Raw genomic sequence first — 14,761 nt, 5'->3', positions numbered from 1 at the left:
TGATGCATTTGTTTTTAACCGAAAGATTACGCATCTTTAATCCCAGCCTGCGTGTAGCGCGGGAACGTTAGCGGTCATTGCATCGCAGAAACCGCATAAATACATAATCAATTAAAAAATGAATACTAGAAAACTTACTTATTTACTTATAATTTTATCATTCTACAGTTGTAGTGCACAAAAAAAAACAAATGATGAAACTTGGAACAAAATTGTTACAGAAACTAAAACTATAAACAATATAACTTACATATTCCCATCTGAAGTTGAAATTCCGCGTAGAAATCTTGCAATTGAAGAATGTCAAAAAGCAATTGAAGAAAATTTAAAACTAATTCAGGAAACAGAATTCAATAATAAAATGGATATTGAATTTTTAAAATCAAAAAAAGAAATGCTAAAATATGGAGGAATGGTTGCTCAAGGTTTGGCTTATCCCGACAGAGATGTTTTTTTCACTTTGCTTAAAGACAAAGGTTCACCAATAAAACACGAAATGATGCATATGATAACGATGTATAAATGGGGTACTCCAGATAGTTCATTAACTTGGATGAATGAAGGTTTAGCAACTTATTCTGGTGGGACTTGCTTTAAATACTCGTTAGAAGAAATCTATAAATATTTTATTCAAAGTAATAAATTGATTTCTATCGATAAACTATCCGAAGATTTTTATGCAAACCCTGATATGATTGCTTACACTCAAAGTGCTTTTATTTGTAAATTTCTAATTGATAGCTATGGAATATCTAAATTTAAAGAACTTTGGAAAAGCGGGTATGAAAAGCTAAACGAAATCTACGGAATTGACTCAAAGACTTTAGAAAATACTTTAAAAGATTATATCAATAAAAAATATCCACAAGATATAAATTTTGATTGGGAGGAATTTAATAAAGGATGTTAAAAGCAACGAACCGCTAACATCTACTACAACGGATTTGGGCAATTGGCTTAATGGAAAGTTGTTTTTGTATTTGGGATGATTTGGCAAATCCGAAAATAGGGCTTAATTTAGTCCCAAACCCGCTGTAGTAGCGGGACGTTGGTGGCAAGCCTACCGCAGAATCGGAGAAAATCATAATAAATAATAACATATATGTTGAATCTGCAAAATATTGACTCTGCAAAAAATAAATTACTTTATTACAACCCAACTACATTTTCTGGAGCACAAAATAGTTTTAGGTTTTTTCTGAATAGAATTAAAGTTAATGAATTTAGACACATCAGTAATCTAGATTTTAGTTTAGACCATCCAATAACAGTTATTTCAGGAACAAATAAAATTGGAAAGACTAGTTTATTATTACTTATAGCTTGTAGTCACGAAAATTTTATGAAGTATGATGCAACGAAACCAGAAACTGTTTTAAGACGACATACTTGGCGAGACGTTTTGAATTTTACTTCATATGAATCAGCTACAAGAAGTTATTCGTACGAACTTTTTTGGAGAGTTGGAGTAGATAATAGACAAGGTATTGGTAAAAGAGCTGCTACAAAACGTTCGTGGACTGGACTAGGAAAGTCTAGTAATGATGCTAATAGAATGAACGCTCAAATTAAAGATAAGCATATTAGATTAATCGATCTAGAAAGATTATTACCAGCAAGGAATTTTTCGAATAGTTTACTTCGTAAAATTGTAAATGTTCAACAAATAAGATTAATTGAAGACATTGAACAAGCCTTTAATTATGTATTTGAAATTCCAAATCCTGTAGAAATTTATAGAATTGGTTCACATATAAATAAAGTTGCATATTTAATAAAACCTACTGATTTATTGGTAAATGAGGCTTATTCAAGTTATAACGCAGCGTCAGGTGAAGAATCTTTGTTAAATATTTTAGTTGATATTTTTGAAGCTCCTCAAGATTCTTTAATTATCATAGATGAATTAGAAGCTGGGATTCATCCAAGTATTCAAAGAAGATTAGCAGATGTTATTCAATATGTTTCTTGGCATCATAAAAAACAATTTATTATTACAACTCATTCTCCTTCATTATTATCAGCATTTCCACAAAAATCAAGAAAATTTATTGATAAAAATCCATTAGGAGAATATCAAGCAATTTCATCTATTTCAGTAAATGCTTCGTTTTCAAAAATGGATTCAAAAGCTTATCCATTGATACAGTTATATTGTGAAGATACTGAGGCAGAATTTATCATTAAAAATATTCTTATCTCAATAAATCTTACGCATAAACATTTTGATCGTCTAGTAAATATAATTGTATCTGGACCAATTGACCAAGTGAAAAATGATTACGAAAGACATAAGAGAAATTTTCCTCAAATGAGATTAAAAATGGGATTTTGTTGTGTCTTTGATGGAGATTATAAAAATGACCCAAAGTATTCATCATATCACAATCATCCAACCGAACATTCGTTTTTTTTATATCCATATACTGCACCTGAAAAGTTTCTAGTAAAATCTTATTTGAATAATTCTCCCAATCCGCAACTATCTACTGCATTAAATTATTCAGACCATCATGCATTATTTCAAGAAATGGTAAATTTAGGTTTAGCAGTTGACTCAAACCAAGCTTTAAATTTATGCTATGAAGCTTTCAAATTATCACCTGAATATAACAAATTGAAAACTGATTTGACTGATTTTCTAATCAAAACTGTTAAATATTTTTCTGAACAGAGCGACTAAAACATAATAAAGGCCAGCCACCAACACACGCTACAAGCAATTTGGGTATTAGGCTTAATTTGAAGTTGGTTTTGTATTTGGAAGATTTGGCGAATCCGAATAATGGGCTTAATTTAGTCCCAAACTGCTTGTAGCGCGAGAACGTTAGTGGCAAGGCTAAAAAAAGAGAACGTTGAAAGCAAAAATATATTCAAATAAACTATTTATAGGAACAACCGACTTACAAATCGGAGACGAAAATATGGGTTGCATATTTGGAGAATTTGTTCCAACCGAAAATTATTTTAAATACATACAAAAATCTGTTTGGAAATTTTGGAAAGCAAATAAACCTGATTATAAAAAATGGAGTTCTTTGCGATTTAATGTACAATTAGAGAATGGCTATTTTCTTTATCCAATTGGTGGTTATACGTTTGAGGATAATCCTGATTTACCTAACGAACCAAAGCGAATTGATATTGCGGGAATTGACAGAGATGTATTAGATTTTTTTTCTCTACAAAACTCTTCCAACCTTTTTATTGAAGAGCCTTGGGAAGATATTACAATAAATCAAAAAATTGGTTTTGAAGAAGAATTAAGTAAAGAAATCGGTTTGGAAGAAAAATCTATGTTTGATTTTTTAAAACCTAAACAAGAAAAACATAAACTTTCCGATTTTAAATTTTCTGCACTTTGTAAATATAAATCTGATGATGATGTTTTATTTGAAGTTAGAAATCAAAACTTTGAAAAGCAGTTTGCTGTTATTCATTTGACCTGGAAAGGTAAAAAGGAAATTGATGGATTTCCAGGAACTGATTTTTTTAAAGACTTTAATGAATTTAGAAATTTAAGAATGATTCCAGACAAAAATGAATGGGAAGAATTGGAAAGCTGAATAAGCCCAGCCACTAACAGCTACTACAACGGATTTGGGCAATTGGCTTAATGGGAAAATGGTTTTGTATTTGGTAGTTTAGTGATAACCGAAAAATAAATCTTAATTTAGTTCCCAAACCCGCTGTAGTACCAGAACGTTAGCAGTAACTTTAACGCAGAATACGAGAATTCAAGAACCTAACGCAACAGAAAGTGGATAGTACTTCAAAAATTGAATATTATAAAATAAATGTTTACCATATTGTGACTTTTGCAATCGTATTGTTTTTTGGATTACTTTCAATAAAATACCAAAATATGATTGCTACAATGAGTGGCTATTATTTCATCCCAATAATTTTAATTTTAAAGAGAAATATCGAACGTAATTATTTTAAAACATTAGTTTATTGTGTTTTATTAATTTGTTTGAATGAATTATTGATACGCATGTTTGGGCAAATTGGAATTAATTCAGACGGGAATCCTTGGGCGTGTTTATTTTTCTATCAAACAATATTTATTTCATTTATCACTCTTTTAATTTTGACATTTATCACAAACCGAAAGATGAAAAACATAGCTAACCAAATTTTATACTTAATCTTATCATTTTTAGTCATAGCGATAATTTATTTTCTAATAACAAAACCAATATAAAAAGCTACTGCTAACACACGCTACAAGCAATTTGGGCATTAGGCTTAATTTGAAATTGGTTTTGTATTTGGAAGATTTGGCAAATCCGAATAATGGGCTTAATTTAGTCCCAAACTGCTTGTAGCGCGGGAACGTTGGCAGTAATATTACCACAGAAATGAATGAAAACAATCCAAATTTAAAGCTTTTAACAATATCTGTAATTTATTCTTTATTTACAGTTGCTATTTGGTTACTTGTAAAAAGTAATGAAAGTGCTTCACTTGGTTATATGTTTTTCCTTTTCATTGGTTGGATAATTTTTGGAATAATAACAGGAATAATAATTTATAAAGACAAAATAAAGCTTAAAAATTGGAACTTATTATTATTCCTTTTTTGCACTCCAATTCCTTTTTTAGTGTTTTTTAAAATGACTTCAAAAGAACCAGTTATTGGAACTTGGGAATATAATAAAAACGAACATCGCATAAGAGAAATAACATATGAAAACCGAAAAGAATATTCATCAAGTGTTGACAAAACTACCGAAGAATATCCAATTCCAGCAAATGAAAAATATCATCTTGATAGTATTGTTCATTACGATGAAAATAATAATATAATAAAAATAGAACGATTTAAATAAAAATACTACTGCCAACACACGCTACAAGCAAGCTGGGCAATTGGCTTAATTTGAAAATAGTTTGTATTTGATACATTTGTTTTTAACCGAAAGAATACGCATCTTTAAACCCAGCCTGCGTGTAGCGCGGGGACGTTAGCGGTAATTTTAGAACAACACGGAAACTCAAAGGACAATAATGAAATACATATTATTACTCATTTTTTTTAATACAACTATTGTAACTTTTGGACAACAAAGTAAGATAGAGAAAAAAATTGATCGTTTAATTTCAGCTAAAACGACAAAACCTTTTAATGGAATAATTCTTATTTCCCAAAAAGGAAGGACAAAATATTCGAAAATATACGGCTATTATGATATTGACAAAAAAGAACCTCTAAAACCGAATGACCAATTTGTAATTGGTTCAATCAGTAAACAATTTACTGCAGTTTTAGTGCTTCGAGAATTTGACAAAGGAAACATAGACTTATTTTCACCAATCCATAAGTATTTACCTGAATTAACACAAAGTTGGGCAGACACAGTTACAATACATCATTTGTTGACACATATGCACGGTATTACTCAATTAGACAAACCAACAACTTTTAAAATTGGAACGCAATATTCCTATTCACAGATTGGCTATAATTTATTAGCTAAAATAATTGAAAGAACTTCAGGGAAATCATTTTCAGAACTTTCAAAGAACTTATTTGAAGAATGTGGAATGAAAAATACCTTCCATCCGGATATTAAAGAATATAATAATTTGGTTAAAGGATATACGGAAATTGAAAAGGGTAAAATTGAATTTGAAACTGAAACATTTCAAAACTATGTTGCTGCGGGTTCTTTCATATCGACAGCAGAAGATTTAAATATTTGGAATAACTTATTTTATAATGGAAAACTATTGAAAAATAAGACAATGAAGATGTTAGAAACTAAACAAAAAGGAGCTGTTCGAAATCATCCAATATTTGGAAATACCGAATATGGCTACGGAATAACAATCGATACAAAAGATAATATTCTACAATTAGGGCAAACTGGTTTTGCTCCTGGTTTTGTTTCAATGAGCTATTATTTTCCAAAAACAAAAACAAGCATAATCGTTTTAGAGAATATAGCATATGATACTGACGATTTAAAAAGGACTTTTATTTATCATACAGAAATTTTAAAAATAATTAGAGAAGAGCAAAAAAACTACCGCTAACACACGCTACAAGCAATTTGGGGATTTGGCTTAATGGGAAAATTGGTTTGTATTTGGAAGATTTGGCAAATCCGAATAATGGGCTTAATTTAGTCCCAAACTGCTTGTAGCGCGGGAACGTTAGGCGACAGCAACGAGCAACAGAAAAAAACCAACAACATTTGTTTCTTGAAAAGGAAACTTATATCTTTACAGAAAATTAAGATTAGTGAAAAATGGATTATAAATTTAAAGTTGAATTTCTTGAACCAGTTTTAGAGTTTTTGGAAAATCTAGACCCAAAATCTAGAGAAAAAATACTTTATAATATTTGGAAATCGAGAAGCGTAAACGATAATGAATTATTCAAAAAACTCGAAGGTGAGATTTGGGAATTTAGAACTCTATACAACAAGCAATATTTAAGACTTTTTGCTTTTTGGGATAAAACAGATATAAAAGATACAGTTGTGATTTCTACTCACGGAATTATTAAGAAAACGGACAAAACCCCGAAAGTAGAAATTGAAAGAGCAGAATCATTAAGAGTAAAATATTTTAACGAAAAGAAATAAGATTATGAAAACATATAGTTTAGATGAAGTAACAGATAAATTCGTTGGAAAAAAAGGAACAACAAATAGAGAAAATTTTGAAAACGAATTGAAAATTGACTTGATTGGCCAAACAATTAAACAAATTCGTAAAGAACGAAATTTGACACAAGAACAATTAGGAGAATTAGTTGGAGTAAAAAAAGCTCAAATTTCAAAAATTGAGAATAGCTTAACTGACGCAAGATTTGACACAATTATTAAAGTCTTTAAAGCCTTAAATGCCAAAATTAATTTTAATGTAGAATTACTAAATCAGAATGTAGCAATACACTAAAATTGCCGATCGCCTAACACACGCTACAAGCAATTTGGGTATTAGGCTTAATTTGAAATTGGTTTTGTATTTGGAAGATTTGGCAAATCCGAAGAATGAGCTTAATTTAGTCCCAAACTGCTTGTAGCGCGGGAACGTTATGGGCAAGCTTAACGGAAACCAAAAAATGACAAACAGTTATGAAAACAATTCTATTGATTATAGTTGCTTCTTTTTTACCAATAGTAACAAACAGTCAAGAAAAGACGGATGAATTGTTTATTAATTGGAATAAAGAAACGGTTAGTTCACTAAAATCTATTAATGAAACTTTAACAGAACAGAATTATGCGAAAAATCGCCTTGAAGCAAGATTTGCATATTGGGAAATTAAGGATGAAAGTCAACTTAACAGAAATTCAATTAGATATACTTTTCTGAAAATATTGAATAAAAAAATCGACAGTAAAGATTTGGTAATAATTGAAGCAGACCATTCTGGAGAATACTATCGTATTCAAAACTTTGTTGTTTATTTAAATGCGAACAATAAATTAGATTTAGAAATTTATCGTTATGACCGAAATGAAGGTTGGAAACTGGAAAAAATTATTACAAGTTATGATGGAAAAATTAATTCTATCCTTGAAAAGAATGGAAAAGATTTTATAAATCGTGACGACATAATAGTTTCACATTTTGAGCTCGGGAAAATTCTCTCGTCTGAATATTTCCTCTTTGAAACTTTAAAAAACAATGAAGTGAAAAAAATTATATCAATAGAATAGAACAAATAAAGCCTGCCCATAACACACGCTACAAGCAATTTGGGTATTTGGCTTAATGGAAAAATAGGTTTGTATTTGGAAGATTTGGCAAATCCGAAAATAGGGCTTAATTTAGTCCCAAACTGCTTGTAGCGCGGGAACGTTAGTGGCAATTTTGCCGAACCAACCGTAAACCAACAAATTGACAATATAAATTGACAATATAAATTAACTAATTAAATGGACTGTAAGATCTGTAATAAAGAAATAAATTCAAAATTTTGTCCCGACTGTGGACAACCTACTAATCTTAAAAGAATTGATGGACATTACATAATTCATGAAATTGAACACGTTTTGCATTTTGAGCGTGGAATTTTATATACGATTAGAGAACTAATTACAAATCCAGGACTAAATGTAAAAAATTATCTTACTGAAAACAGAACAAGAATTGTAAAGCCAATCATTTTCATTATTGTAACTTCATTGATCTACTCATTGTGTAATCACTATTTTCATTTACAAGATGGCTATTTAGGCTATTTAGATGGTGATAAATCTACAATAAATAAAATTTTTAAATGGACACAAGGGCATTTAGGGTACTCGAATATAATTATGGGAGTATTCATAGCATTGTGGACAAAACTTTTTTTCACAAAGCACAAATACAACATATTTGAAATACTAATTCTTCTCTGTTTCGTTATGGGAATAGTAATGTTGATTTATTCAGTTTTTGGAATTATTCGAGGGATAACACATACAGACTTAAAGCTCCATGGAGAAATTGTTGGATTTATTTACACAACTTGGGCAGTTGGACAATTTTTTGACAAAACAAAAATTTCATCTTACTTTAAAGCTTTTTTTGCTTACATTTTTGGTATGCTAACTTTTGCATTGGCAGTTATTATAGTTGGGGCTTTAACAGACCTAATAATCAAACATTAATTAAAATATGGACAATAAAAAAGGAATGAATTGGTTTTTTGTATTTATTGCATTTACATTAGGCTTGACTTTAGTTAAGCACATTGATTTTAAAAACTTAACGCTGAAAGAACCTGCCTTAGATGTTCTTTATATAGTTGTTTTTATAATATCAATTTACCTAATCATAAAAGACTTGAAAAAAACAACTGAAAAATAAAAACTGCCACTAACACACGCTACAAGCAATTTGGGGATTAGGCTTAATTTGAAGTTAGTTTTGTATTTGGAAGATTTGGCAAATCCGAATAATGGGCTTAATTTAATCCCAAACTGCTTGTAGCGCGAGAACGTTAGCAGCTAGTTTACCGAAAAAACTAAAACGAAAATATAAATGAAAAACGAAATTCATGATTTAAAATTAGAAATTGAAAAATTAGAAGAATTAAGCTTAGAAACTTCTATTGGAGATAATATTGACCAAAAATATTACGACTCGTTGGAAAAATTTAATAGATTATCTGATTATCCATTTCAAGAAATTGAGCAGAAAATAATGTCATCATTGAAAAAGAAATTAAATAAAATCAAAAACGAGCTAGACTTGTATGATGAAGATGCTGAATTGAATATGATGTTTCCAAATGGAATTGATGAAGATTAATAATAGCGAAAACATGATAATAAAAACTTCAAACAAAGATTGGCTTGAAATTGCTATAAAACAATATTCAGAAAAAAATCCATTCTCACTTATTGACGATGCAAATATTGGGTTAACAGAGAAAGATTTAAAATCAGCAGTAAATTTAATTCGTGGAGCAAAATCGAAAGGAATTCCTTGGAAACAAATAGTAAGTGTTTTAGCAAGTATTGGAATATCAGGTGCGGGAATTTATATAATTGGTCTTGCAATTGCTGATCCAGAACCAACTTCAAAACTTGGACTTTTAGTTGTTGGTGGTTTATTAATGGCAGTTATGGGTTCATTTGGCACTTTATTATCACTTGGTGTGAAATTTTCAGTAACAGCATCAGCATTAGGAAATACATTTAACATAAAACCTGAGTAAATATAAAAACCAGCTGCTAACACACGCTACAAGCAATTTGGGGATTTGGCTTAATTTGAAGTTGGTTTTGTATTTGGGAGATTTGGCAAATCCGAAAATAGGGCTTAATTTAGTCCCAAACTGCTTGTAGCGCGGGGACGTTATGTGATATGCCTAAAAAAAAGAAGAATTCACTTAATAATATTAAATGGAAAACCTACAAAAATTAAAAGCAATTGATTTATCCACAGCTTCAATTGCCGAAATTGATGCTTTACTTAACAAAATTGGTCCTTTGCCAATAATGAGGACAGATTACAAAAAAGGTAAAATTTTTGAACGTGTACAAAGAAATAAAGACAATGAACCAGATTTTTCAACTGTAAAAAGAATGTCGTATGCTCCTAAAGAATTTAATAACGAATATTTGCGAGCAAGTACACCAGACCATACAATGTTCTATGGTTCTGTATTAAAAGATTCTTATACAATTGATGATGTTGGATATACGAGAATGACTGCTTGTTGCGAGACGAGTGAACTTTTGAGAGATAATACAATTCCAGAAGGTGAAAGAATAGTAACTTTAGGAACTTGGCAAGTTCAAGAACCAATTACATTAGCTACAATTTTTGACCCAACAAAAGAGTATACTATTGATTATCTAAACGAGATTAAAAAAGATTATATTGATTCCATTGAACGTAATCCTGAATTAAAAGAAAAAGGATTGGCATATTTACAATTTTTAGCAACTGAATTTTCTAAAGATGTAAAATTAGGTAACAATCACGAATATTATATTTCCTCTTTATTTACTAAATTAATTTCTGAAACAGGAGTTGATGGTGTATTATATCCAAGCGTCAGAAGTGCTGGTATTGGTTTGTGTGTAGCTTTACATCCAAGAGTTGCAGACAAATTAGAACTAATTATGGTTAATAAATGCTTTATAAAAAAACAAGATGGAAAAGTTTCGATTAGTTATTTAAAAAGATGCAATGTAGAATCAAATTCGAAGACTTTTGAACTTCTTGAAATGAATGAATTTAAAGAGAAATATCAATAAAAAAAGGCACATCACATAACAGCCGTTTGGCGTGATTGGGGTTTTAGGCTGAATTTAAAGATGGTTTTGTATTTGTAAAATTTGTGTTTAACCGAAAAATCACGCATCTTTATTCCCCAACCACGCCAAGCGCCAAGACGTTATGCGACATTTAACAAAAAAACCAATGAAATTCAACCTGATTTTTTTAATTTTTATAACTTTTAACTCATTTTGCCAAACTAATACGGATAGTACTATTGTAAAAAATAAGGTGAAAGAAGTAAGAATTTTTGATTCCAAAGACAATCTAGTTTCGGTATCTAAATATGATTTAAAAGGTAATCTTTTATTCAAGTCAATGGACAATTTCACTTCTGCTGTATTTTTAAAAATATCAGAAACTAATACTTACAATGAAAATGGAAAATTAATTAAAAAAATATCCACACATTCCTCTTATAAAGAACCAACAATATGGATAAAGGAATATGATAAAAATCAAAACCTTATGAATATTAAAGATGAAAAAGGTAATTTAATATTTCAATTTTTTTATGATGACTCGAATTTTAAGAACAAAGAAATAATGTATGTTGACAACAAAATGTCTGAAACAACAATATATGAAAAGCGTAACAACGGGAATGAAATAATTTCGTTAATAAATGGAGATTTTCTAAAAAATAGAAAAAATATTTCCTTTTTTGACGAAAACAAAAATGAAATTAAAACAGAATCTTATAACAACGAGAATTTAAGATTTTCTTCAAATTCAACTTACGAAAAAAATCGAATAGTGAAAATTATTTATAAGGAGACTAATAGTCAAAATGGGAACAATTACTATTATGATTCGAAAAATAGACTAATCAAAAGAGAATTATTTGATTTAGAAAACGGGAAAGAAATAAATGGAAATTATGAAGTTTTTGAATATTTAGAAAATGATTTAATCAAAAAATACGCTGAAAACATATATTCATTATCCGGCTTGAAAGAATATAGATACGAATACGATTACTTCAAATAAACGTCGCATAACAGCCACTACAACGGATTTGGGCAATAGGCTTAATGGAAAGTTGGTTTTGTATTTGGAATGATTTGGCAAATCCGAAGAATGGTCTTAATTTAGTCCCAAACCCGCTGTAGTGCCAGAACGTTGGGCAACATATTAAACCAAAAAGGAATGAAAAAAATATTGTTAATAATTTTTCTTAGTTTGATTTCTTGCGGTAAGAATTCTATTCGAATTGAAAAGGGTTTTACTAAAATTAGTAACGAATATCAAAATAGAAATAAATTAATTGAACATATAAAACCTAATAAAGAATATGTTTATTGGGAATATGTTTTATTTACGCCTGATTTATATAATAGACAAACTGAGATAATTAAAAAATGTGGCGATACATTAATTAAAAATAATTATACTTTTTATCCTCCTGAATCAGGTTTCTTTAATGGATGTTTACCCAGTTCTTGTTTTTCATATATTGCATTTATTGAAAATGACGATGTTCATTATGTTACAAATGAAGTTGAATTAAAAAAATTCATCGGAAAAATTGATAATATTGAAGAAGCAATACTTATTTCGGAAATATATGATTTGTGGTTCGATCCTAAAGAAAAAAAAGCTGGTTCATTTAAGAAAACCAATAATGGTTTTGAATTATATATGATGAAATATAATAGTTGTCCTGAAAAAAAAGAATCAATAAAAGTTGAAATAGATTCAATTGGAAACTTTAAGTCGAAAAATAACGGCGTTTATTACAAAACTAACATTTGCTTAATGTCATAAAATACGATTGCCCAACAGCTACAACGGATTTGGGCAATTGGCTTAATGAAAAGTTGGTTTTGTATTTGGGATGATTTGGCAAATCCGAAAATAGGCTTAAATTAGTCCCAAACCCGCTGTAGTACCAGAACGTTACCAGCAAGCTTATCGCAGAAACGAAGAATTCAGGAACCTAATTTAAATTAAACAAAAATGAAAATCTTTACAATTATTTTATTTTTTACCTCATTATCATATTCTCAAATAACTAAAAATAATTGGTTAGTTGGTGGAAGTGGTAATTTTAAAACAACGAAAACTGAAAAATTATCAGAAGGAACTAAGCCTTATGATGAAAGAACTATATTTTCGATTTCACCGAATGTTGGTTATTTCTTTTATGACAAAGTAGCTGGTGGAATTGGTTTAAGCTATACTTATGATAATATTTACAATGAAAAATACCAGTATTTTGGAGTTGGTCCATTCGTTCGATATTATTTTTTAAAAACTGACAAACAAATAAATCTATTTTTACAAGGAAATTACTATTATTATCAAGGTGGCGGAAAAACTCAGGATGGAAATGATACAGGAAAATTTCACAATAACGGTTACGGATGTAAAGCTGGTACCGCAGTTTTCTTGAATAGCAGCGTAGCCCTAGAATTAACACTAGATTATATTTCAAATAAATTAAATAGTGAATTGAAGGAAAATACAATTATGATTGGAATTGGTTTTCAAATACATTTAGAAAAATAAAGCCAGCCACTAACAGCTAGGGTTTCGTTGCGTGCGTAGCACGAACAATGAAACCCGTGTTGAACGGAACCGCTCTACTTCCAGTACTATGGGGTTATCGTAAAAAGACTTTGTGATTTTCAAGAGGATTTAGATCCTCTTTTTTTTGGGACTAAGATGAAGTATGGTTTTTGAGTGTTTACCTTCACTATTAAGCATAAGTACCCTTACCCATAAAATTAACTTTCACAGGGAATGGATTTTTGGCTATTTCCTAGCTAAAACTTTATTAAAACGCACCGGATTATCAAGAGTAATTTTATCTTCTAAACTATTTATTTGTAATTGTTGGCGGGAAATTCCTTGGACGTGTTGCATATTTAAATATACGAAAAATCCTGTTTTAACAACAATGTTTTGTTATATTTGTTACGAACCAAACGGAAGTTTTTTCACAGACTGACGTTAGGCGATATACGCGCGAAAAAAATATAGACGAAAAAGCAATCAAAATAATTCGTAAATTTGCGTTTATGAGCAATAAGAAACTATACATAATTGCCGGTTGCAATGGAGCAGGAAAAACTACTGCATCCTTTACTATTTTACCAGAAATTTTGGATTGTAAAGAGTTTGTAAATGCAGACGAAATAGCAAAAGGCTTATCTCCTTTTCAACCTGAAAAAGTTTCGTTTGAATCAGGGAGAATAATGTTAAACAGAATAAAAGAATTACTTTATGAAAACGAAAATTTTGCATTTGAAACTACATTAGCTACTAAAAGTTATAAAAATAAAATTATCGAAGCGAAAGCAAAAGGATACCGAGTAACATTATTATTCTTTTGGCTTCAAAACATTGATTTAGCAAAGGAACGTGTAAAATCAAGAGTTTCAGAAGGCGGTCATAATATTCAACCCGAAGTTATTGAAAGAAGATATATTAATGGAATTAAAAATCTATTTGATATCTATCTTCCAATAGTTGATGGAGCATTAATATTTGATAATTCCGAAGGAAAACACGAACTTTTAGCAGACAAGCAAATTGATGGGGTTCTTAATATTACAAACCAAGAAAAGTTCAACCTTTTAAAAAAATACTATGACAACAATTGAAACTCAAATAGAAGAGAAAAATAAAATTCTAAAAGGACTTGAAAAAGTATATGAAAAATTATTAGAATTTAAGAAAATTAAAAATAGTGAACTTGTTATTTTGCGTGATAATAAAATCGTAAAAATAAAGCCTGAATAAAAATAAGTACATCGCCTAACAGCTAGGGTTTCGTTGCGTGCGTAGCACGAACAATGAAACCCGTGTTGAACGGAACCGTTTAGCTTCCAGTACTATGGGGCTATCGTAAAAAGAATTTGTAATTTTCAAGAGGATTTAGATCCTCTTTTTTTTGGGACTAAGATGAAGTATGTTTTTTGAGTGTTTACCTTCACTATTAAGCATAAGTACCCTTACCCATAAAATTAACTTTCATAGGGAATGGATTTTTGGCTATTTTCTAGCTAAAACTTCATTA

Annotated in this window: 18 protein-coding genes; all 18 read left to right on the top strand. The window is 29.7% G+C overall.

Features of this window, described 5'->3' with window-relative positions:
* The first annotated feature begins 118 nt into the window (after window positions 1-118).
* The 18 genes from ACSVH7_RS05155 to ACSVH7_RS05070 all read left to right on the top strand — a co-directional run bounded on the left by ACSVH7_RS05155 (window position 119) and on the right by ACSVH7_RS05070 (window position 14,484).
* Complete coding sequence (locus ACSVH7_RS05155) at window positions 119-910, top strand: peptidase MA family metallohydrolase (protein WP_438065622.1); 792 nt, start codon at window positions 119-121, stop codon at window positions 908-910.
* Between the two features lie 192 nt (window positions 911-1,102).
* On the top strand, window positions 1,103-2,683 hold the full coding sequence (locus ACSVH7_RS05150) for an AAA family ATPase (protein ID WP_438065621.1): 1,581 nt from the start codon (window positions 1,103-1,105) through the stop codon (window positions 2,681-2,683).
* Between the two features lie 172 nt (window positions 2,684-2,855).
* A complete protein-coding gene (locus tag ACSVH7_RS05145; protein WP_438065620.1) occupies window positions 2,856-3,566 on the top strand; it encodes a hypothetical protein in 711 nt (236 codons plus the stop codon).
* 798 nt (window positions 3,567-4,364) lie between these two features.
* Complete coding sequence (locus ACSVH7_RS05140; RefSeq protein WP_438065619.1) at window positions 4,365-4,835, top strand: hypothetical protein; 471 nt, start codon at window positions 4,365-4,367, stop codon at window positions 4,833-4,835.
* A 178-nt stretch (window positions 4,836-5,013) separates the two neighbouring features.
* Window positions 5,014-6,042, top strand: coding sequence for a serine hydrolase domain-containing protein (locus tag ACSVH7_RS05135; RefSeq protein WP_438065618.1), 1,029 nt, complete (start codon window positions 5,014-5,016; stop codon window positions 6,040-6,042).
* Between the two features lie 215 nt (window positions 6,043-6,257).
* Window positions 6,258-6,596, top strand: a complete 339-nt coding sequence (locus ACSVH7_RS05130; protein WP_438065617.1) for a type II toxin-antitoxin system RelE/ParE family toxin — start codon at window positions 6,258-6,260, stop codon at window positions 6,594-6,596.
* Between the two features lie 4 nt (window positions 6,597-6,600).
* Window positions 6,601-6,912, top strand: a complete 312-nt coding sequence (locus ACSVH7_RS05125; RefSeq protein ID WP_438065616.1) for a helix-turn-helix domain-containing protein — start codon at window positions 6,601-6,603, stop codon at window positions 6,910-6,912.
* Window positions 6,913-7,091: 179 nt separating this feature from the next.
* Complete coding sequence (locus ACSVH7_RS05120; protein ID WP_438065615.1) at window positions 7,092-7,679, top strand: hypothetical protein; 588 nt, start codon at window positions 7,092-7,094, stop codon at window positions 7,677-7,679.
* 219 nt (window positions 7,680-7,898) lie between these two features.
* Window positions 7,899-8,615, top strand: coding sequence for a DUF3667 domain-containing protein (locus ACSVH7_RS05115; RefSeq protein ID WP_438065614.1), 717 nt, complete (start codon window positions 7,899-7,901; stop codon window positions 8,613-8,615).
* A gap of 7 nt (window positions 8,616-8,622) precedes the next feature.
* Window positions 8,623-8,814, top strand: coding sequence for a hypothetical protein (locus tag ACSVH7_RS05110; protein ID WP_438065613.1), 192 nt, complete (start codon window positions 8,623-8,625; stop codon window positions 8,812-8,814).
* Between the two features lie 174 nt (window positions 8,815-8,988).
* A complete protein-coding gene (locus tag ACSVH7_RS05105) occupies window positions 8,989-9,258 on the top strand; it encodes a hypothetical protein (RefSeq protein WP_438065612.1) in 270 nt (89 codons plus the stop codon).
* Window positions 9,248-9,667 (top strand): hypothetical protein, encoded by a 420-nt coding sequence (locus ACSVH7_RS05100; protein ID WP_438065611.1) that lies wholly within the window; start codon window positions 9,248-9,250, stop codon window positions 9,665-9,667. The genes ACSVH7_RS05105 and ACSVH7_RS05100 overlap by 11 nt, the downstream gene beginning before the upstream one ends.
* A gap of 187 nt (window positions 9,668-9,854) precedes the next feature.
* Entirely contained in the window at window positions 9,855-10,715 is an 861-nt protein-coding gene (locus tag ACSVH7_RS05095; RefSeq protein ID WP_438065610.1) for a hypothetical protein, read from the top strand.
* A 166-nt stretch (window positions 10,716-10,881) separates the two neighbouring features.
* A complete protein-coding gene (locus tag ACSVH7_RS05090) occupies window positions 10,882-11,727 on the top strand; it encodes a hypothetical protein (RefSeq protein WP_438065609.1) in 846 nt (281 codons plus the stop codon).
* Window positions 11,728-11,886: 159 nt separating this feature from the next.
* A complete protein-coding gene (locus tag ACSVH7_RS05085) occupies window positions 11,887-12,504 on the top strand; it encodes a hypothetical protein (RefSeq protein ID WP_438065608.1) in 618 nt (205 codons plus the stop codon).
* 192 nt (window positions 12,505-12,696) lie between these two features.
* On the top strand, window positions 12,697-13,248 hold the full coding sequence (locus ACSVH7_RS05080) for a hypothetical protein (protein WP_438065607.1): 552 nt from the start codon (window positions 12,697-12,699) through the stop codon (window positions 13,246-13,248).
* Between the two features lie 512 nt (window positions 13,249-13,760).
* Entirely contained in the window at window positions 13,761-14,345 is a 585-nt protein-coding gene (locus ACSVH7_RS05075; RefSeq protein ID WP_438065606.1) for a zeta toxin family protein, read from the top strand.
* On the top strand, window positions 14,332-14,484 hold the full coding sequence (locus ACSVH7_RS05070) for a hypothetical protein (protein ID WP_438065605.1): 153 nt from the start codon (window positions 14,332-14,334) through the stop codon (window positions 14,482-14,484). The genes ACSVH7_RS05075 and ACSVH7_RS05070 overlap by 14 nt, the downstream gene beginning before the upstream one ends.
* Window positions 14,485-14,761 lie beyond the last annotated feature (277 nt).

The sequence above is a fragment of the Flavobacterium sp. TSSA_36 genome (genome assembly GCF_051547165.1).
In the GTDB taxonomy this organism is placed as follows: Bacteria; Bacteroidota; Bacteroidia; order Flavobacteriales; family Flavobacteriaceae; genus Flavobacterium.
The sequence above is the reverse complement of the archived record's forward strand: the minus strand, read 5'-3'. Positions and strand labels throughout refer to the sequence as shown.